Raw genomic sequence first — 19,958 nt, 5'->3', positions numbered from 1 at the left:
AACGCAATTTTTGTCGGTACTCATTAGGCTAAATTAGGGCTTTTGGAAGTTGCTTGGTTCATTGTTAGACAACGCGGCCAATCTGAAAGCAGGTACAAGTCAGGCACACTTGCTTTAGTGATTGGTTGACGGTCGCAGTCGTCGTAAAATCGAGGTTAGGGCAGGTGGCTCGGCTGTCCAGCGAATCCAGCCAGGGAAAATCAACGGCACAATCAAGTTACTAATACTGATGCCAATCAGGCTCATGAGTGCCGAGCCTTTCAAGGCTGGAGCGCTCATAAAGAGTAACGGCAGTAAGTAGATCCATTCGATAATCGTCACGGGCCACACTAGTTGACCGCAATAGTAAAAGTGTTGTTTCAGTCGATTGGCATTGAACTGATGTACCCAATTTTGATGCTGAGAGGTCGTAGCCGTGATCAATAACCAATGTAGTGTCAGTAAAGCTAAGCTGCTGAGAAAGACACTGCTACTAAGGGCCCCAGTCTGTAACCAGTGCGTCAAAATTAATTGTGTCCACCCCCAGCTGGTTAATGTAATGCCAACGAGGCCCGCTGTAATTAGTATACTAAATGCCAATGACCGCCATTCCAGCCACAGAATGATACTGAAAACAGCGAGCCCCAGTACGATCCATTTAATCGCGTGGTGTGAAATTAACGTATGGCGCTGGGACTGTTGCGGTGTTACTCCAGTCATCAGGACGGTTGCGTGTGCCAGCGGTGTTGCTAATAGGCTGGCATGGGTAACTTGCTGAAGGCGTTGTAGTGTCTGACGACTGCTGGCGCTAGTCGGTGCGGTCTTTAAAGTGACTGTTAACTGGGTCATTCGTCGATCACTACTAATATTTGTAAATAGACTGTTCTGATAGGCTTGGTTAGTGGCTACATTGGTGGGTAAGTAAAAGCTATGACCGACTTGGCTAGTTGCTAAGCCGCTTAGATAGGTCTGGGTGTTTTTTAATGATGCCAATAATGTCTTCAGTGGTAGGACGGTTTGTTTTAATGACTGGTTAACGTTGTGGATGTGCTGATCAATATGCCCAGCTTCGGTTGCAACGGTTGTTTGAGCAGTCACAACTTGATTTAGTGCCGTCGTTATTTGATCAGTTAACTGATTCAATTTTGTTAATTGTTGATTGATGTTGTTAGAATCATTATCGCGATCGGTCAGTATTTGTAGTTGTTGCGTTAACTGGTCGTTAAGATTGGCCAAATCATTAATACGATCGGATAGTTGGTCGACCGACTTGGTGTGGTGACCAGTTGCAGCTCGTTCTAAGCTAGTTTGATCGGCTGTCAGTTGGTGCTGTAGTTTAACGGCACTAGCCTGTTTACCGGCTAAGTCAATATTAAGCAGGGCGAGTTGTTGTTTGACGTAGAACGCGTTCAATGGTTGGCCGGTCGGTTGCGTAACGGAAATCACGCGCGCGACTCCGGTAACAGCTTGAAGCTTAGTTGTTAAGTGATCGATGGTTTGAAGTGAACGTTGTTGCGTTAAATTATTGGTTGCGCGCACTGTAATTGTAATTGGGGCGGTAGCCCCCGTTCCAAAATGTGCTTGAACTAATTGTTGTCCTAACTCGGCATTACTCAGTTGAGTCTGACGCCAGGGTTGTAGGTTATCATCGGCAAATTGATTAGTGGCGATGACTAAGCCGGGAACGACTAACAAGATCGCAGTCAATCCGCCCAATGCCGGTTGCCAATGACTAAATTTACTCAATTGGCCCCCACAAGTTGCGTGAGCGTGATGGCCAGGTTGTGCTTCCCGGCCAGAAAAGATTGTCACCGAGTAGGACGGTAAAAGCATAGTTGAGTGTTGGCACGGCGAGTAAAGTCAGTACTACGGCAATCGTAATGGTCCAAGCGGAGGCTAATGAAATTAGGGCAGTCCAACTTAGCATCAATGTGATGATAAGTATTGGGATTAACACTAGAAGCCATTGGCGATATTGCCGCCTTAAAGTTACGAGGCTGACCGTTGTTGATGTTAGTTTGTCAGCGGATTGCCAATAAGTGTGCATAAAGTGCCAGGTTAGTAGGCTGGTCAGTATTAGACTAATTAAGCCAGCTAAACCGATGGCGTTGGCAGTCAGTGGCCAATGCCAAGCCAAGCGTGCATTGGTAATGAAGCTGACCGTCGTAATCAGGGTGACGGCTTGGCATAGTAAGTTTAATAATGGCACTAACACTGAACGGAAGATAAAGCCGAGTATGATTAAACTGAGTAGGCTACTGATGAACATGCTAATCATCAAATCGCGGCGTTGTTGCTGGGCATGTTGCTGATAAATTAGATCAGTACTAGTGACACTTGTCGTGAGTCCATTAATTGAGATGGCGTTATTAAGTTGATTGCCAATAACGGCTAAATCGGCACGGGATGTTTGAACGGCCACTAGCGCTAATTCAGTGGACCCGTCGTTGGAACGCAGGAGCTGCCGATCATTAGTCATCCCCGTTGGTGTTCGAAGTTGATTGATCCCGTAGTCATCAGCTTGACGATTGAGTTTGGATAAGGTTGTCGTGATTTGTTGATGCTGGTGGTTTGATAACTTACCATTTGGATTATTGAAAACTAAGGTTAAGGATTGGGTGCCCGCTAATCCGTGGCCCCATTGTTGTTGATATTTGGTACTTGTAGTTGAATCTTGTGGCAGTGCTGTTTGTTCATTCACAAACGTGGTGATATTCGGTAAAATCAAAATACTTGCAAATACCACGATTCCCCAGAAAAACAAGAACAGCAACTTCGGTGTTAATAATTTTCGCATTTGTCTTGACGCCCCCACATCAATTACTTTTTATTAAGCTAATCTTACCATATCAGGAACGGGAGTAGCGGTTTGGGCACCAGTTTGAAAAGTTAATTACAGTAATTACTTGGGAGTTATGGTATCCTAAAACGCTGTGGGAGGTGTTGGTGTTGAAAACGGATCGGTTTCAGGCATTTAGTGATGGTATTTTTGCAATTTTAATTACAATCTTGGTGTTAGAATTTCACATTCCAGACTATCGAACTGGCCATTTATTGGCAGCCTTGTTGGCACAATGGCCACTGATCTTGTCGTACGTCTTTTCATATTTTTATGTTGGTACGCTGTGGCTGTTTCATCATGATTATTTCAATATGCTACAACGAATTGATCGTAACGTGAATATGCTGAACTTATTGATGCTCTTTAGTATTACGTTATTAGATTATCCGATGTCTTTAGTTGCTGATGCGTTAACGACCGGTAATCGACAGGATATGCAGACGGCTTTTATTGCTTATGACTTAATTGCGCTTTTTATTTCGGCAACGTTCTATTTTATGTATGCTTATTTGCACCATCATCAGGAGTTGAAGAGGCCCGGCATTTCAATGGCTTTTTATGCGACAATCAAGTTTGATCCGGTTCGAAGTGTGACGATATATGGTTTAGCTATCTTAGCCACCTTTTGGTCGGTGTGGTTAGGCGCGATTCTACTAGCGGGCGGAATTATTTTTCATTTCTTCGCTTATTTGCGAATGAGTCGGCAGTTGGAACAAGCGAAGGGAGATATGGATTGATGGATTATTCAAGTTTATTAGGTCCAGACCGTTATGATTTAGCGGTCACATTAGCGAAACAATACCATTTGGATCCTAGTCAGGTGTTATTTGGTTATTTGCAGGTGGTTAGTCAGGTAACTGGTGGCACAGAAGCGGGCCAGGCTGATCTGCATGAGCCACGAGTACGGGCAGCCATTAATCAGGAATTTGAACATTTTTTAAAACGACGGCATTAATAAAACTCACGGTTGACGAGGAATCGTCAACCGTGAGTTTTTAATTGATAGTCAGAGTGTTAATCAGTGGGGTAAAGGTAGGGGGCGTGCCACGTTGCGGCCATCTTGGGAGTTAGCGTCAATGCTTGTTCACGACCGGTTGTTCGTGGAATGAAGCGGTAATGACGTGTTTCTAAGGTTATTAAGCAACGGTAATGGGTGTAATTATGGCTGATCAAGTTGCGTCGACGTGCGTCGTAAGGCAGACTGACCTCATGCAACCAGTGGAATACCGTTGCCGGTACTTGTTGTGCCGACAATTGGGGCGTTCCAAGTCGACGGATGGCCATATGAATAAAACGCTCGGTCGGAATGGGACTATTTGGCAACGGCTGTCGTGTCTGAACCAGTTGTTTGGCTGCATGGTAAGTTGCTGCGGAAATCTGACTGCCAGCTAGTCCTAAGTAACGGTTTAGCCGGCATTGATGATCCGTTAGTATTGGCGTATTGGTGAGCACACCTACCGGATTCGGTTGGGCAATCAGCGGCCCCCCAGTTGGTTCGATGACGATACTCTGGTGAGAATCGCTGAGATACCAATGAAAGGGATAGATTTCTCCAGTATCGTCACCCCAGGATGCGCCAACAAGGTTGACCAATGGCAGATCTGCGATAACGGTCGCGACCGATTGGTGTTCCCCAAGCACCCAGTTAATGAAGGCTTGGGGTGTTAAATTGATTTTTCCAAATTGACGATGATTGGCATAGGTTGCCGCGTGAGGAAGATAGAGTTCGGCGCATGTCAGTCCAGTTTCGTTGATGCCATCTGCCATGAGATAACTGTCAAAGTGAGCGGGGGCCCGACCACCACCGAGAATAGCGTACTGCGTCGTTCGCGCGGTAGCGAGTCCCGTTGGCCACTGGTAATGACGCGGCAAAAAGATGGGGCGCCAAGGTGTAGTCGTGGGAAAGTCCATTGTACGGGCGAAATAATGTTGGTTGGTGGTATCAAGATAAGTTAAGCTGGTACACATCTTTACGGCCTCCTCTGAGTTACATTTATTATACGTCAAAACTAGTAATCGTGATATTGACAATGTTGGTAGCGGTTACTGCTATCCGATTTTGCCAGCTGCAAGCAGTGCGAGATTAGTGGTGGGGTAAAATTAATTAGTGCCAACACGAAACTCATTATTTTCTAATTTTTACAAACGTGCTATAATGAGGTTTCAATAACTATCAAAGCGAGGTCTTCATAGTGAGTGGATATAACGTCGCGATTGTCGGTGCAACTGGTGCAGTTGGCGCGCGGATGATCAAAATGGTGGAACAGACGAGTTTACCTGTTAACTCAGTTAAGCTTTTGGCATCAAGTCGTTCAGCCGGTAAACAATTACAGTTCAATGGTCAAGCCTTAACTGTTGAAGAGACTGTTCCTGAATCTTTCGAAGGAATTGATTTAGCCCTCTTCTCAGCGGGTGGCTCAGTATCTAAGAAGTTCGCCCCTGAAGCAGTCAAACGGGGTGCCGTAGTTGTCGACAATACGAGTGCCTTCCGGATGGACCCTAAGATTCCGTTGGTCGTTCCTGAAGTTAACCCTGAAGCATTGAAGCTTCATCATGGAATCGTGGCTAACCCGAACTGCTCAACCATCCAAATGGTCGTCGCTTTGGAACCAGTGCGCAAAGCGTTTGGTTTAAAGCGGGTCATTGTTTCGACTTATCAAGCCGTTGGTGGTGCTGGTAACCGGGCTTTGAAGGAATTGCATGATGAGACGGAAGCCTACTTAAAAGGTGAAGAGATGGAAGCCCATATCTTGCCGGTTGCGGGTGATAAGAAGCATTATCCAATTGCCTTTAACGCGTTACCACAAATTGACGTGTTTGAGGAAGATGGCTACACCCATGAAGAATGGAAGATGATCCATGAAACCAAAAAGATTATGTGTGGCGGCGACATGGATAGTAAGGACATCAAAGTAACGGCAACCTGTGTGCGGATTCCGGTACCAGTGAGTCATTCTGAATCAGTTTACTTTGAAGTTGAAGATCCTAAGGCGACCGTCAAGGGCATTCAAGATGCTTTGGCGGCTGCACCAGGCGTAGTCTTACAAGACGACCCTGATAACCAAATTTATCCGCAAGCCCATAATGCAGAAGGCTCTAAGGACACGTTTGTTGGCCGGGTTCGTCCTGATCAAGAAACACCGCAAGCCTTTCACATGTGGAATGTTTCTGACAACCTCTTAAAGGGTGCTGCTTGGAACTCAGTCCAGATTGCGGAGACCATGGACAAGATGGGCCTATTGCACGTGCAATAAAGCCGATTTGTCAGTGGAAATTTAAAAGCTGATTGCTAGAATATTGATTCTGGCAATCAGCTTTTTTGCTATGACTAGCTATTCGAGAGTTAGTTCAAATGTAGTGGTTGAACATGCTAAGATGAAGTTCGGTTCGAAAAATTAAAAATTTATTAAGACACAGTCAATGATTGGTCTTTATTCTTGTCCTGGAGTCAGCTCCAGCATATAAGCTAGGGCTATTCAAAGTTAATGAATGGTCAATGAGATGTTCTAATACCAATTTGTTAGTTTGAATAAAATTTTAACGCAAAACAAATATGGAGGACTTATTAATGCAATCAATCAATTGGTCAACTGAATATTTACCAGGTCGTACGGATAATTTTGTTTCGAATGAGGTCATCGCTGAAGGAGTTACGTTAGCGGCTGTTTGGGAGAATCTTGTAGATACAGCTAAATGGACAACGTACTATGACAATGCGGCTAATATCGTATTGGATAATCAGACAAGTTCTAAGTTAAAATTTGCTGAACATTTTCGCTTCGATACGTTTGGCTTTCCAATCGATGCGCAGGTGATGGAATTAGTTGAACCAACCGATGGTAAGACCGCTCGCCTAGCTTGGCATGGTTGGCAAAATGGCGATCAAGATACTCAATTTGATGTTTATCATGCATTTCTAATTGAAAAGTTGGCGGATGGCCGGATTAGATTATTAACACAAGAATCTCAAATTGGTAAACCAGCTAAGGACTTAGCTTCACAGACCCCCAATCCAATGTTGAATGGGCACCAAAGTTGGTTAGACGGCTTAGTACGTGCAGCTAAGAAATAGTGGCTAAGCAAACTGGTTAGTGAGAATAAAGAGGAGCATACAAAATGGCACAAACATGGTTAATTACAGGAACTTCGAGTGGCTTTGGTAAGGCATTAGCCACAATCGTCGCGCAGAATAAAGATACGAACTTAGTGGCAGCGGCCCGGCACTTAGATGATTTGGCTTACTTAGATGCTTTTGATGCTAAGCGTATTGAAAAGGTTGTCATTGATGTTACCGATGAGGACCAAATTAAAGCGGGCGTTGCTAAGGCCATTGAGCGTTTTAAAACCATCGATGTTTTGGTCAATAATGCTGGCTTGGGTTATTTTGCAACAATTGAAGAGAGTGACATGGACCAAGTTCGGTATATGTTCGAGGTCAATGTGATTGGATTAGCGAATATGACCCGGGCTGTGCTCCCTACGATGCGCAGACAACGTTCGGGTGTGATTATTAACTTATCATCGGCATTGGCTCTAACTACTTTACCGACGATGGGGTATTACAGTGCAACCAAGTATGCCGTTGAAGGTTACAGCGATACGTTACGCCAAGAAGTAGCTGATTTAGGTATCCGGGTGATGACGGTTGAACCTAGTGGCGCCCGGACGCAGTGGTCAGGTCGTTCTTCACAAAAGGTCGTGCCGACAATCAAGGATTATGCGGCTTTTAGTGATTCAGTTGCAAGCGTAGCTGATTCTGTAACACAAGCTCCTGGCAATCCAAAACGTATTGCGCAGGTAATGTTTGCACAGGCTAATGCAAGTGAAATTCCAGCACACTTACCACTTGGTGATTTTGCCTATCATGGCGGTTTAGCAAATTTACAAGGATTGGTGACTGAAATCCAATCACGCGAAAATATTTCGTTGTCAACGGATGATTAAACGCGTTAAGATAATTGGAAAACTAATCCTAAGGAGTGGAACTGCATGACTTATTCAATTGGACAAGTTGCAAACGAGTTAGGTGTATCAATCGATACGATTCGGTACTACGATAAAGCTGGCTTATTACCCTTTGTCCAGCGTAATTCGATTGGCCGGCGCGCTTTTACTGACAACGATATTCATCTGATGCGGACGATTGTCTGTCTTAAGAATGCCGGCGTACCGGTTGCAGAAATTGCGACTTTTATTGCGCTCAGACTGAAGGGTGACGCGACATTGACGGATCGCTATCAGCTGTTGAAAAAGCACGAACAAGACTTGCAACAGCAGATTACCGATTTACAAGATACAATGAGTTATTTGAAGTTTAAGGAATGGTATTATCAGACAGCCACAGAAGCTGGTCATGAAAACATTCATTTTGTACCAGGTACGAATGAAGTGCGGCCAGAATTAGATCAAGAGTATGATCAATATTTGAAGACAACTGGCCAGCTGGATGAATTGGCCCGGTTTGCGAATGTGAAAGATTACCGCTTAAGACGCCGTTAACGGTCGTGATAACTAAACGTATGAATAAAAATTGTCTGTATGAGGATAACTTAAGCAGGTGATTTGAGTATCCTTAATAAGTCTAAAAAAGTTAGCTGCATAGGCATAATTAAAGTTTGACAACCGTTTTTGGCACTCAAGAATAAGCATTTGAAAAGATATACGCAAAGAAATGGCAGTCATTCGCTAATCAAGAATGACTGCCATTTTCGTCGATCTTATTGGGTTAAACCTAACAAGTTGATGGGTTGGGATAAGCATTAAGCAATTAATTGTAAGACTTGTTTAACTAGTTCAGTTGGAACGGGTTGGTTCAACTGAATATTAAGCCGCTTTTGACCAGTCGCGTAGCCAGCCGTTTTAGCAGCGGCGAGCGTCTTATCATCAAGATCGGTCGCAATGCTAAGACTGACGTGAGCCTTATAAGCTGCGATGCTGACGTATTGTTTGCCATGTTCATAAAAGGGCAAATTCCACTTGATTTTAGCAGTGAAATCAGGTAATTCAGTCGTGATAAGCTGGTCAAGCGTGCGCAAAATTGGTTGTGTCGTTATGGCGGCTTTGGTGATGTAATCGTTGGTATCCGTGACTTTGACTCGACTAGGCATTTTTAAGACTTCCTTTATTTACGAAATGAGTTACGTCGCAGCAGCCAGATGGTGAGTACGCATAGGGCAATGGCAATCACGACGGTAATTTCCCAACCGAACGGATTTTTCATGAATGGTAGGTCGACGTTTTGACCGAAAAAACCGAAGACGATGTTGGGCATGGTGAGTACGATCGAGAAGATGGTGAGCACCCACATGGTGTTATTTAGACTGTTATCCAGAATATTGGAGTACGCATTGGACACCCGGCCGATAATGTCAGAGGCAATGTTGGCCATCTCCAACCCTTGCTGAGCTTCAACGATAATATCATCAAGCCGTTCTAGTTGCGCCGCTGAAAATTTGACAGGAACAAAGCGCTTCAGTGATTGTAGCATGTCATTATTACTTTTCAGTGAAGTTAAAAAATAAACTAACGTGGTTTCCAAATCCATTAATTGGATGATAACCGACCGTTGAATTTGCTTTTTCATCTTCATTTGAATGTCTTGGCGCTGCTTATTAATTTTGTTGATAGCGGAAAAATATTGGCGCGACAATTTGTACAAGACGTTGAAGATATGGTCGTATGGGTGCAGCACGTCTTCCCAATCCGCATCGATTTCGTCAGCTAACATATTTTCGACAAAGATGGTGTTATCAGTAGTGAATGTCAGGAGCGTGTGGTCGATCAGCATAAAGCTAACTTGTGCCGTGTAGGTTCCTTCGTCATCATCTTCAGTGACCACGTCGAAAATAATCGTGGTGATGGCACTTTTAGCATCATATTCAAGCCGACCACGTTCATGCTGGTCGGTTGCATAACCTAGCATTTCATCCGTAACATGTTCTTCACTAACGAGTTGGTGATAGTCGTTTTCAGTATAATTATTAACAGCGACCCAACGGAAATCGTCGCTTAATTCATGGACTTTTATCATTGTTTTTACTTCCAGCGTTTTGAGATATCTTCAATTTAACATGAGTTGCGGGTCAACGCAAAGGAAGTTTTGCCACGACCTAACTAATTGACGGTTGTCCGGCTTAACTTTTCACACCATAATTGGTGGCTACGACTGAATAGGGCCAATAACAAATCATAACTGACTATTAGTAAAATAACTGAGACTAAGACGAGGTAGACGTCGAGGCGGTTAAGCGTGGCACTGGGAACGTTACCGAGCCGGTTGAATAACCATAAGTCTAAGAATAATAGTGGCAGACTGATGAAGTAGAGGCCACCGTAATGAATTAGTAGTTGCCAGAGGTTAGCGCGGTTACCGGTTGTCGTCATGATTTGACTATTGAGCAGGCGGCCGCCAAGCGTCTTACCTTGCCAGCACCAAGCTGGTAATAGGAAGAAGAGGACGATATCGGCTAGGTATAGCCAGCGAAAATCATGTGGTAGTGGCCAATTAAAATGTTTGACTAGGACAAAGTAGACGGTATCAAAGGCGGCAATCATCAGCCAATCGGTAGCCAGTGCCCCAATTCGGCGCCAGTTGATCGGGTGGTCACGCCAACTCAGTCGGGTACTGTGATCACGATTGCGCCACTTGTTGGGAATGAGATGCAGGCACCAAGCACCGACGATGCCACCGAGAGTATTCATCATTAAATCGTCGACATCGAACATGCGATAAGCCCGTGAGTAGTATCCGTATAATCCAGTTAACTGAGTGGTCTCGAAGAACAATGAAATCGAGAAGCTCGTCAGGGTGATCAACCAGAGTGGCCAGCGATGACGCCACTTTAAGTAGGCACCAATTGGCATGAATAATAGGATGTTGAAGAAGGGTTGAAAGAAGGTGTCGGATTTGAAGGCGGCTAACCAAGTACTAGGGTCGCCAAGCTCAAATGGCGTGAGTGCTTTCAACTGCGATAAGAAGTAAAAGGGTTGTAAATTATATTCGGCGCTGGTCAAACTGGCTACCGAGGAGCGGGTGGGTAGCGGCAAAATAATCAGTAAATAGGCCGCGGCCAAGTACCAAATGAACGAATAGGTACTAATTAGGTTACGTTCACTCAATGTTTGGCGGGTCCGTAACTGGACAGTCAGGATAATCATGGCTAGTAGTAAGGTCATGATGGGTAAAGCCAAAATAACGATATGCACGGGTTCCAGCAACGTACTGACAATGTGACTGGAAAGTGCGAGTTGATAAAGTTTAGTAATGAGTTCGTGCATGGCTGGTCCCCCCTTTGATGATTGATGCAATTTAACTAATGTTGACTATATCATGGTATAAAGAAATTGTGACGATTAATATAAATAAATAAGTAAATTATTAGACTTTCGGTGCGATACCGCCGGTGTTCACCAGAAGCGCTAACCCTTAGTTAGTATTAATCATGATTAAAACGTGCCAACTAGATGGATTCCTGTTCGTCAGCACGTGCTCGTCCTAGTCCGACCTCCGGGGCTGGGTGCCAATTGCTGGAACGCAGCCGACGTCGATTTGAGCTAACGCCCAACCCGCGTCATCTCAAATACGAGTCTTATTCTAAGCCGGAAGAAATTCACTTCCAGCTAAGAATAATTTGGCTACTGAGCATTGGCACCCAGCCCCTACGTTCGGTAAGCCGCTCGAATGGCAGACGAACGACCACCTATCTTGGCACAATTAGTTATTGAATATCTTGATACTGGCACTTCAATTAAACGTTAAGCTGTCATCGTCCATTTTAGCTATTCCAATACTAAGCATGGCGACTTAGGCATCGTTACACTATCACAATAGTATTATCAGTCTGACCTGAACACGTTTCACTAATATGACATTAAGGCGTGGAAGACCAGTATTTAAGACGTGAACTTCGGCTTAAATCTGTGTCCATCGCGTTCCAGCAATTGGTAGAAATGCCTGGAAGTCGACTAACTCAGTAAGCCTACGCCAACTCGCACCTGTTCCCAGCGGGCCTAACCTGGCCGTTTTTGAACTTAACTAATTGGCACGTTTTAATCATGATTAGTGATGACTGGCACAACAGGATAGCGGTGTTTGAACATGTGACCGGATCGGCCTGAACATCATCGCCGATGTTTGCTTAAATTATAAAAGTATGGTTGAATAAGCATAATTTATGAGAGGGTGATGAGGATATGTTAATGGATGGGCATACTCACACGGAATTATGTCCGCATGGAAGCGGTGAAGCAACGGATAAGATGGTGCAACGGGCGATACAGTTAGGCATGCAACGTTACTGCATTACGGAGCATGCACCGTTGCCACCAGCATTTCGTAACCAGTATGAAGGTACGCTGGCCGGTTATACCGAGGCGTCATTGCGGTTGGATCAAGTTGACGATTATTTGGCATTAGCCAACGAACTGAAAGTCAAACATGCTGGGCAAATCGAGATTTCAGTCGGCTTTGAGGTTGACTTTTTGCCTGATCACGTCGCTTGGACGCGCGATTTTCTGAATACTTACGGCCCACAGACGCAGGAAAGTATTTTATCGGTGCACTTTATGCGTGGTCGGCATGACCATTTTTGGCCAGTAGATATGTCGACCGATGATTTTTCAGCTGGCTTTGGTCAATGGTTGTCAACGCCACAACAGGTCTTTGAGCACTATTATCAGACGGTCTTAGCTTCAGTACAGACTGACTTGGGTCCGTACGCTCCTCAGCGAATTGGTCATATGAGCTTGGTCCGCAAATACCAGGACTACTTTAATTTGAACGAGCCATTGGATGCGAACAACCTTGAATTAGTTGATCAGATTCTGGCATTGATAAAGCAACAGCACCGGCAGTTGGATTTGAATTTAGCAGGTCTTTACAAACCATTTTGTAATGATTTTTATCCGGGTGAGCAGATTCTGAAGCGGGCGAAAAAGCTTGGTATTCCGATGATCTATGGGTCAGATGCGCATGATATTATTAGTGTTGGTCGCGGTTATCATCTCATAAAAAAATTAATTAAGGGTTGACAGCTATCAGGTTAGTGACTACAATGAATATTAAATTAAACAACTAATCAAATTTTAATAAACGGTTGTGATTAGAACAAGTAGTTAAGTCTTCCTCATCCAGAGAGCTCGGGTAGCTGAGAACCGAGCAGACAGACTTAATGAACACACATCTATGAACTGCTAGGGTGAACCAGTCTCATTAGCCTTAGCCGAATTGGTTTCGTTATCCAAGTTGACTTGATCAACATGAGGTCTACCGTGCGAGCGGTGGATGAAATAAGGTGGAACCACGCGAAAACGTCCTTTTAGCAAATTGCTAAGGGGGCGTTTTTTAGTTCCAACTTGTTCCTGTGATAAGCCAGCATCATGGAACAGTAAGCCGCTCCGGGTGGCATGTAAGTTTTTGGTTAATGTGTTTGATAGACAACGGTATGAATTGATTTGGTTAGCTTTAAAAAATAACGACGTTTTAGGAGGCGTAAATTATGTTGAAACACTTATTACCATTAGGAACTCGTGATGAATTTGGTCGGCGAGCCCGTACTAAGCAACACTTGATCGCGGTGATCCAAGCCCATTTTAAGCAACGGGGGTTAGCGCCGATTGCAACGCCGTTATTAGAGAACGAGGCGGTATTCGAACCTTACCAGATGGGGAGTTACCAGTTATATCGGTTGTTTAGCAATAATGGTCGGACGCTAGTTTTGCGGCCCGATATGACCTTACCAGTGGCCCGCTTCATTAGTGCGACCAACGTGCCGTTACCCCAAAAATTCGGTTACGTTGGTGATATCTTCCGGGTGAGCCGACAGCTATCGGGCTCGTATAACCAGATCACGCAAGCGGGGGTTGAATTGGTCGGCTACGCGTCGCTAAAAGCTGAATTTGAATGTTTGACGATTGCTAATCAGCTTTCAAGTGAACTGATTGCGGATGCTGTCGAGATCGAGTTAGGCGACGCCCAATTTGCACAACGGGTCGTAGCGAGTTTGACAGACGATACAACTGAACAGCAAGCGATTTTGACTGCGCTGTTTGATAAGCAGGTTCCCCGTTACACGAGTTTGATTGGTAAGTATCGCACGCAACCACTTTATGCTTTTCTCCAGGCGTGGCCACGCTTGTTCGGTCGACCAGAACGTATCTTTCAAGAATTAGCGGCCGCACCGTTACCCGCTACAGTTCAGCCGAGTATTAAACGGCTACAAACGGTTGTTACTTGGATGCGGCAGACGATGCCAAAGCAAGCCATTTCAGTGGATTTGAGTAGTCAGGCCCCGCAAAAATATTATACTGGGCTTACTTTTCGGGGGTATTCACAGGCAGGTGCAGGCTACTTGTTTAGTGGCGGGCGCTATGACAAATTGCTGACAAACTTTCAGGCTGAAGCCGAACCAGCCGTGGGTATGGGCCTCAATGTTGACCTATTAACGACCTTAGCGACTAATCAACAAACCGCCTATGCGGAACAGTTGATCTATTTTGAACCTGCCCAGTGGGCACAAGCCGAAGCCTACTTGGCAAAGCAATCGCACGCCATTTTGAGTTTAGCTGATGATTTGGCAGGTGCGCGCATCGAAGCACAACGTTTGAATGCCCAACTGATTGATTTAACTGGAGGTGTGACCAATGACTGAAACACGATTGAAGATTGCTTTGACTAAGGGGCGCGTGGAACAACAAGTGCTGCCATTACTTGAACAGGCTGGGTTGGATTGTACCCAAGTTCGTAACAAGCAACGTCGCTTGATTTTTGATTCTGAGACGCAGCCCTATGAGTTTATCTTGGCAAAGGGTCCTGATGTGACGACCTTTCTCGAACGAGGTGCTGCCGATATCGGAATCGTTGGGAGTGATATTCTGACGGAACACGAGAGTACCCAATACGAACTTTTAGACTTGGGCGTTGGCCAGTGCCAATTCGTACTTGCTTCCACTGCTGACTTTGATCCGGTTGCACCACGACGGAAAATTATTGGGACTAAGTACCCGCTGATTACCCAACGCTATTTTGATCGTTTGGGTCAAGACGTTGAAATCATCAAGATTGAGGGGTCAGTTGAATTGGCCCCGTTGACCGGGCTAGCCGATGCCATTGTGGATATTACTGAGACCGGAACCACGATTCGGGAGAATCATTTACAGATTTATGACTATCTACAACCTGTGTCGACGCGGTTAGTAGTCAACCGGTTGGCTTTAAAACAACAGCAAACCGCCATCTTTGATTTAGTTGACCGGTTAGCCGCAGTTATCAATATGAATAATCCAAAGGAGTTTGTCTAATGAAAATTATTAATAAAGATTTAGCTAGTTTAAAACGCTTAGTTCAAACTAAGACCCAGCAATTGACAGACCTGAAAGTTGAATCAGCCGTGCGAGATATCATCGCTAACGTCATTGAAAAGGGAGATGCGGCCGTTAAAGCCTATGAAGCACAATTCGATAACGTCGATGTGACGGATTTTAAATTGTCACAAGCGGTGATTGACGACGCTTATGCGAACTTAGATCCCCAAGTAAAGGACGCCTTGTTGTTAGCAAAGCGTAATATCACGAGTTTTCACGAAAAAGAAAAGGCGACGGGGTTCATTGATGCGGAACAACCTGGGGTCCTTCGCGGGCAAAAACTGTTACCGCTCAAGCGGGTCGGATTATACGTTCCCGGTGGCACGGCCGCGTATCCGTCAACGTTACTGATGAGTGCGTTGCCTGCTAAAATCGCTGGTGTCAGCGAAGTCATTATGGTCACACCCCCGCAAGTAGATGGTATCAATCCGGCAGTGTTGGCCGCAGCCAAAATCGCTGGCGTCGACGCCATTTATCAGGTCGGTGGTGCTCAAGCGATTGCTGCTTTAGCTTATGGGACGGAATCAATTCCAGCAGTTGACAAGATTATTGGTCCCGGCAACGTCTTTGTGGCTACTGCGAAAAAACAAGTCTTTGGTCAGGTAGCAATCGACATGGTCGCCGGTCCGTCAGAAATTGGGATTTTAGCGGATGATTCCGCCGATCCACGTCAATTAGCGGCTGACTTACTGAGCCAGGCTGAACATGATCAGCGTGCTCGACCAATCTTGATTACGGATAGTGCCGATCTGGCGCAGGCCGTTAGTGACAACGTGACGTCGCAGTTGAAAGTTTTACCACGAGAAGCGATTGCCACGGAAGCGGTCAACGAAAAAGGGTTCATTGCCGTTGTTGCGAAAGTTGAAGAAATGTTTGACTTGATGAACACGGTGGCACCAGAACACTTGGAAGTACAACTGAAAAATCCCACTCAATATTTGAATTTAATCAAAAATGCAGGATCCGTCTTCCTAGGGCGCTACGCTTCCGAGCCACTTGGCGACTACGTGGCAGGCCCGAACCACATCTTACCAACAAGTGGCACGGCGCGGTTCTCATCACCACTTGGCGTCTATGATTTCGTTAAGCGGACGTCCTTTATTCAGTACACCAAGGATGCGTTGGCAAAAGAAGCCCCAGCGATTACCACGTTGGCGCGGGTCGAAGGTCTGGAAGGCCACGCACGGGCGATTGAGAGCCGTTTCGACACTTACTATGATTAAGGAGCAACCATTAGTTGATACTGATTGTGACCACAGTCGATAGTCGTTTTAGTAGATGAGGAGGAAATGAATATGCGACAAGCAACGATTAAACGTGAAACGAAAGAAACCCAGATTGAAATCAGTTTGAATTTAGATGAGCAGAGTGGTATCGAAATTGATACCGGAATTGGTTTTTTGAACCACATGTTGAACTTATTTGCGAAGCACGGGCGCTTCGGGCTGGTCGTGAAGTGTCATGGCGACCTCGACGTTGACCCGCACCACACGACTGAAGATACGGGAATCGTGCTTGGTGAATGCTTTAAGCAGGCGCTGGGTGATAAGCAGGGAATTGAACGGTACGGGACGGAATTTGTCCCCATGGATGAAACGTTGGGGCAAGTCAGTGTCGATTTAAGTGGGCGTTCTTACTTAGTCTTTGATGCTGAACTCACTAACCCGCGGCTCGGTGGGTTGGATACTGAAACAGTTGAGGATTTCTTCCAGGCTGTCGCTTTCGCTGCCGAAATGAATTTGCATGCACGGATCCTGTACGGCCGTAATACCCATCACAAAGTTGAAAGTTTGTTCAAAGCGTTCGGACGGGCAATGCGGGCGGCCGTCACGATCAATCCTGATATTCAGGGGGTCAACTCCACGAAAGGTGTGATTTAAATGTTTGCGATCGTCGATTATGATACGGGCAATACTCGTAATCTGAAGAAAGCTTTTGACTACCTGCAAGTGCCAACCGTTTTAACGGCTGACCCGCAACAATTAGCGGTCGCCGATGCGATCATTTTACCCGGCGTAGGGGCTTTCGCAGCGGCGATGGCTGCTTTGAAAGAACGACGACTAGTTAGCGTATTACAGACATTAGCGCAGAATGGTAAGCCCATTTTGGGGATTTGTCTGGGTATGCAACTGTTGTTTGAGAGTAGCTCAGAATACGGTGAGCATTCGGGTCTGGGGTTGTTAAGCGGCCACGTTACTGCTCTGCCAACGGACTTGAATGTCAAAGTCCCACAGATGGGTTGGAATCAGAATGAACTCCAGCGTTCTGACAGTCCCTTTGCCAGTATTGACGCAGCTTATACTTACTTCGTTCATTCGTACTACGCGGTTTGCCCGGCAGCAGAAATTGTGGCGACGGTCCAACACGGCGTCCAGGTCCCAAGTATCGTCCAGCGGCAAAATGTGATTGGCATGCAGTTTCACCCGGAAAAGAGTGGGCAAGTCGGACTGAAACAACTAGCAGCTTTTAAGGAAATGGTGAGTGCAAATGATTTTTCCAGCAATTGATTTACGGGCCGGTCAGAGTGTCCGGCTCTACCAAGGTGATTTTAAACAAGCAACGTTAATCAATTCTGACCCTGTCGTTCAAGCCCAACAAATTAATGCGGCGGGCCTGCAGCAACTACACATGGTTGATTTAGACGGGGCCAAGTCTGGTCGTCCTGAAAACTTAGCGACGATTACGGCGATTCGGCAGGCGTTTACCGGTACGATTGAGCTTGGCGGTGGCATTCGCACTTACGAGCTTGCGACTGATTATCTCAAATTGGGGATTGACCGCTTGATTCTAGGGTCGGTTGCGTTGACTGATCCACAACTGGTTAAACAGTTGCTAAGTGAGTTTGGTGGCGAACGAATCGTGATTGGGTTGGACGGAACCAACGGCTATGTGGCAATTAAAGGCTGGTTGGAGCAGTCGCAGACCAAGATGAGTACGTTAATGAAGACGATGACCGCAAGTGGTGCCAAGCATTTTATCGTGACGGACGTTGCGCGTGATGGCACGATGCAGGGGCCGAACCTCGCGTTGTATCAAGAATTACAAGCCCAAGTGCCCACGGCCAACTTGATTGCCAGTGGTGGCGTTCGAAATTTGACCGATGTTCAAGTCTTACAAGCTAGTGGGTTTAAAGATGTCATTATTGGTAAAGCCTTAGCTGAAGGCGGCGTGACACTGGCTGAGTTGGCGGGGGTGACTAAATGTTAGCAAAACGGATTATTCCTTGTCTGGACGTTGCCGATGGCCGAGTCAAGAAAGGTGTTAACTTTGTGAATTTGACTGATGTTGGTGACCCAGTTGCGATTGCAGCGGCTTATCAACAACAGGGTGCTGATGAATTAGTCTTTTTAGATATTGCGGCCACCAATGAGCACCGTGAGACTATGGCGACAATGGTTGAGCAGGTCTCAGCTCAGGTTTTCATGCCACTGACGATTGGTGGTGGCATTAGTAGTGTCGCGGATATGCAACGGATTCTACGAGCAGGCGCTGACAAGACGGCCATCAATTCTGCGGCAGTGGCCAATCCGGAACTGATTCGTGCTGGGGCCGAGAAGTTTGGCAATCAGTGCATAGTCGTTGCCATTGATGCGGCGTGGGATTCATCCACACAACAATATCGTGTTTATACGCATGGTGGTCAACAAGCGACTGACCTAGATGCGATTGCTTGGGCAAAACAGGCCGTGGCATTAGGAGCGGGCGAGCTATTGGTGACGAGTATGGACCGTGATGGCACGAAGGCGGGGTTTGATACGAAGTTGTATCAGGCGCTGGGAGCAGCCGTTAACGTACCCATTATTGCCAGCGGTGGTGCGGGTAACTTACAAGACTTTGTGGATGTTTTTAGGACAACCCCGATTGATGGTGCATTGGCGGCTTCCGTCTTCCACTTTGGCGAGTTGACGATTGCGGATGTTAAAACGAGATTACGCGAGCGAGGAGTGGGTGTACGATGACACCAGATTTTGAGAAGGGCGATGGCTTGCTGACAACGGTCGTCACTGATTCGGATACGAAGGATGTCTTGATGGTTGCGTGGATGAATGCTGAAAGTTATCACCGAACAGTGACGTCAGGCCAAACGTGGTTCTGGTCACGGTCACGGCAAGAATTATGGCACAAAGGCGCTACGAGCGGTAACTTGCAAGATGTCGTCAGTATGACGTTGGATTGTGACCAAGATACTTTATTGGTCACAGTTCACCCACACGGTCCCGCTTGCCATACGGGACATACGAGTTGTTTCTTTAACCCGGTTGAACTAGAAAATGAAGGCTGAGACGTTAGACTGTTGCAATTGACGACATCGTCTGTGAGCCCGGTTGTGTTAGTAGGAAGCTAATCTGCTGCAAGAATCACGCGTGATGTTGGGATGGTTGATTAACGGCAGATGGTTTTCAGTCCTCATTAATTGATTAATATATTATAGAAGAAAGTGGTGTCGAATATGCAAAATATGGAAGAATTATATGAACTGATCAAACAACGGAAAGCAACGCCTAAGAAGGGCTCCTATACGGATTATTTATTCACTAAGGGGCTCGATAAGATTTTAAAGAAGGTCGGCGAGGAATCGACTGAAGTCATTGTGGCGGCCAAAAACCCTGGTGATGATGAATTGACTTATGAGACGGCAGACTTGTTGTATCACGTTTTAGTGCTATTGGTCGAACGTGGTGTTAGCTTTGACCAGATCAAGCAAGAATTGGCTAAACGTGAGGGCAAGATGAGTGACTACAAGGATCGACCTGAAATCAATAATTTATAGGAGGTA

The 19,958-nt window shown here is 45.8% G+C and carries 22 protein-coding genes and 1 other annotated feature; of the genes, 16 read left to right on the top strand and 6 right to left on the bottom strand.

What is annotated here, in order from left to right:
- Positions 1 to 114: 114 nt before the first annotated feature.
- Together LP667_RS17060 and LP667_RS17055 are read right to left on the bottom strand one after the other, a co-directional pair.
- The gene (locus LP667_RS17060; RefSeq protein ID WP_225428795.1) at positions 115 to 1,725 is read right to left on the bottom strand and encodes a hypothetical protein; all 1,611 of its coding nucleotides are present in this window, start codon (positions 1,723 to 1,725) and stop codon (positions 115 to 117) included.
- On the bottom strand, positions 1,718 to 2,776 hold the full coding sequence (locus LP667_RS17055; RefSeq protein WP_225428794.1) for an MMPL family transporter: 1,059 nt from the start codon (positions 2,774 to 2,776) through the stop codon (positions 1,718 to 1,720). Before LP667_RS17055 ends, LP667_RS17060 begins: the two co-directional genes overlap by 8 nt.
- A 152-nt stretch (positions 2,777 to 2,928) precedes the next feature.
- Between LP667_RS17055 and LP667_RS11235 the strand changes: the two genes are divergently transcribed.
- Positions 2,929 to 3,558 (top strand): TMEM175 family protein, encoded by a 630-nt coding sequence (locus LP667_RS11235; RefSeq protein WP_056988385.1) that lies wholly within the window; start codon positions 2,929 to 2,931, stop codon positions 3,556 to 3,558.
- Entirely contained in the window at positions 3,558 to 3,776 is a 219-nt protein-coding gene (locus LP667_RS11230) for a hypothetical protein (RefSeq protein ID WP_021732723.1), read from the top strand. Before LP667_RS11235 ends, LP667_RS11230 begins: the two co-directional genes overlap by 1 nt.
- A 59-nt stretch (positions 3,777 to 3,835) precedes the next feature.
- Here the strand turns inward: LP667_RS11230 and LP667_RS11225 are convergent, their stop codons facing one another.
- Entirely contained in the window at positions 3,836 to 4,789 is a 954-nt protein-coding gene (locus LP667_RS11225) for a linear amide C-N hydrolase (protein WP_021732722.1), read from the bottom strand.
- Positions 4,790 to 5,013: 224 nt separating this feature from the next.
- On the opposite strand from LP667_RS11225, the gene LP667_RS11220 reads away from it, so the two are divergent.
- The 4 genes from LP667_RS11220 (at position 5,014) to LP667_RS11205 (ending at position 8,320) form a co-directional block, all read left to right on the top strand.
- On the top strand, positions 5,014 to 6,075 hold the full coding sequence (locus LP667_RS11220) for an aspartate-semialdehyde dehydrogenase (protein WP_021732721.1): 1,062 nt from the start codon (positions 5,014 to 5,016) through the stop codon (positions 6,073 to 6,075).
- A 314-nt stretch (positions 6,076 to 6,389) separates the two neighbouring features.
- Positions 6,390 to 6,893 (top strand): SRPBCC family protein, encoded by a 504-nt coding sequence (locus LP667_RS11215; RefSeq protein ID WP_021732720.1) that lies wholly within the window; start codon positions 6,390 to 6,392, stop codon positions 6,891 to 6,893.
- Between the two features lie 44 nt (positions 6,894 to 6,937).
- Entirely contained in the window at positions 6,938 to 7,765 is an 828-nt protein-coding gene (locus tag LP667_RS11210) for an SDR family NAD(P)-dependent oxidoreductase (protein WP_021732719.1), read from the top strand.
- A gap of 45 nt (positions 7,766 to 7,810) precedes the next feature.
- Positions 7,811 to 8,320, top strand: coding sequence for a MerR family transcriptional regulator (locus LP667_RS11205; RefSeq protein WP_021732718.1), 510 nt, complete (start codon positions 7,811 to 7,813; stop codon positions 8,318 to 8,320).
- 260 nt (positions 8,321 to 8,580) lie between these two features.
- Here LP667_RS11205 and LP667_RS11200 read toward each other — a convergent pair whose 3' ends face one another.
- From LP667_RS11200 to LP667_RS11190, 3 genes are all read right to left on the bottom strand, one after another.
- Positions 8,581 to 8,928 carry a DUF1801 domain-containing protein gene (locus LP667_RS11200; RefSeq protein ID WP_021732717.1) on the bottom strand — a complete coding sequence of 116 codons (348 nt, stop codon included), beginning with the start codon at positions 8,926 to 8,928 and terminating at the stop codon, positions 8,581 to 8,583.
- 14 nt (positions 8,929 to 8,942) lie between these two features.
- Positions 8,943 to 9,851, bottom strand: coding sequence for a magnesium transporter CorA family protein (locus LP667_RS11195; RefSeq protein ID WP_021732716.1), 909 nt, complete (start codon positions 9,849 to 9,851; stop codon positions 8,943 to 8,945).
- A gap of 83 nt (positions 9,852 to 9,934) precedes the next feature.
- Complete coding sequence (locus tag LP667_RS11190) at positions 9,935 to 11,098, bottom strand: VanZ family protein (RefSeq protein WP_056988386.1); 1,164 nt, start codon at positions 11,096 to 11,098, stop codon at positions 9,935 to 9,937.
- Between the two features lie 915 nt (positions 11,099 to 12,013).
- Between LP667_RS11190 and hisJ the strand changes: the two genes are divergently transcribed.
- The 10 genes from hisJ (at position 12,014) to hisE (ending at position 19,952) form a co-directional block, all read left to right on the top strand.
- A complete protein-coding gene (gene hisJ, locus LP667_RS11180; RefSeq protein WP_033609667.1) occupies positions 12,014 to 12,850 on the top strand; it encodes a histidinol-phosphatase HisJ in 837 nt (278 codons plus the stop codon).
- A 58-nt stretch (positions 12,851 to 12,908) separates the two neighbouring features.
- Positions 12,909 to 13,140 (top strand) — a binding site (T-box leader).
- A gap of 177 nt (positions 13,141 to 13,317) precedes the next feature.
- A complete protein-coding gene (gene hisZ, locus LP667_RS11175) occupies positions 13,318 to 14,469 on the top strand; it encodes an ATP phosphoribosyltransferase regulatory subunit (protein WP_021732713.1) in 1,152 nt (383 codons plus the stop codon).
- Entirely contained in the window at positions 14,462 to 15,118 is a 657-nt protein-coding gene (hisG, locus tag LP667_RS11170; RefSeq protein WP_021732712.1) for an ATP phosphoribosyltransferase, read from the top strand. Before hisZ ends, hisG begins: the two co-directional genes overlap by 8 nt.
- Positions 15,118 to 16,404 (top strand): histidinol dehydrogenase, encoded by a 1,287-nt coding sequence (gene hisD, locus LP667_RS11165; protein ID WP_021732711.1) that lies wholly within the window; start codon positions 15,118 to 15,120, stop codon positions 16,402 to 16,404. Before hisG ends, hisD begins: the two co-directional genes overlap by 1 nt.
- 72 nt (positions 16,405 to 16,476) lie before the next feature.
- The gene (gene hisB / locus LP667_RS11160) at positions 16,477 to 17,061 is read left to right on the top strand and encodes an imidazoleglycerol-phosphate dehydratase HisB (protein WP_003644682.1); all 585 of its coding nucleotides are present in this window, start codon (positions 16,477 to 16,479) and stop codon (positions 17,059 to 17,061) included.
- Complete coding sequence (gene hisH / locus LP667_RS11155; RefSeq protein WP_021732710.1) at positions 17,062 to 17,688, top strand: imidazole glycerol phosphate synthase subunit HisH; 627 nt, start codon at positions 17,062 to 17,064, stop codon at positions 17,686 to 17,688. It abuts the gene before it with no gap.
- Positions 17,669 to 18,388, top strand: a complete 720-nt coding sequence (hisA, locus tag LP667_RS11150) for a 1-(5-phosphoribosyl)-5-[(5-phosphoribosylamino)methylideneamino]imidazole-4-carboxamide isomerase (protein ID WP_021732709.1) — start codon at positions 17,669 to 17,671, stop codon at positions 18,386 to 18,388. The genes hisH and hisA overlap by 20 nt, the downstream gene beginning before the upstream one ends.
- On the top strand, positions 18,382 to 19,140 hold the full coding sequence (hisF, locus tag LP667_RS11145) for an imidazole glycerol phosphate synthase subunit HisF (RefSeq protein ID WP_021732708.1): 759 nt from the start codon (positions 18,382 to 18,384) through the stop codon (positions 19,138 to 19,140). Before hisA ends, hisF begins: the two co-directional genes overlap by 7 nt.
- Entirely contained in the window at positions 19,137 to 19,463 is a 327-nt protein-coding gene (hisI, locus tag LP667_RS11140) for a phosphoribosyl-AMP cyclohydrolase (RefSeq protein ID WP_021732707.1), read from the top strand. Before hisF ends, hisI begins: the two co-directional genes overlap by 4 nt.
- Positions 19,464 to 19,631: 168 nt before the next feature.
- Complete coding sequence (gene hisE / locus LP667_RS11135) at positions 19,632 to 19,952, top strand: phosphoribosyl-ATP diphosphatase (RefSeq protein ID WP_021732706.1); 321 nt, start codon at positions 19,632 to 19,634, stop codon at positions 19,950 to 19,952.
- Positions 19,953 to 19,958 lie beyond the last annotated feature (6 nt).

This window comes from Lactiplantibacillus paraplantarum (assembly GCF_003641145.1).
Lineage (GTDB): Bacteria > Bacillota > Bacilli > Lactobacillales > Lactobacillaceae > Lactiplantibacillus > Lactiplantibacillus paraplantarum.
This window is presented reverse-complemented; position numbering and strand designations above follow the sequence as displayed.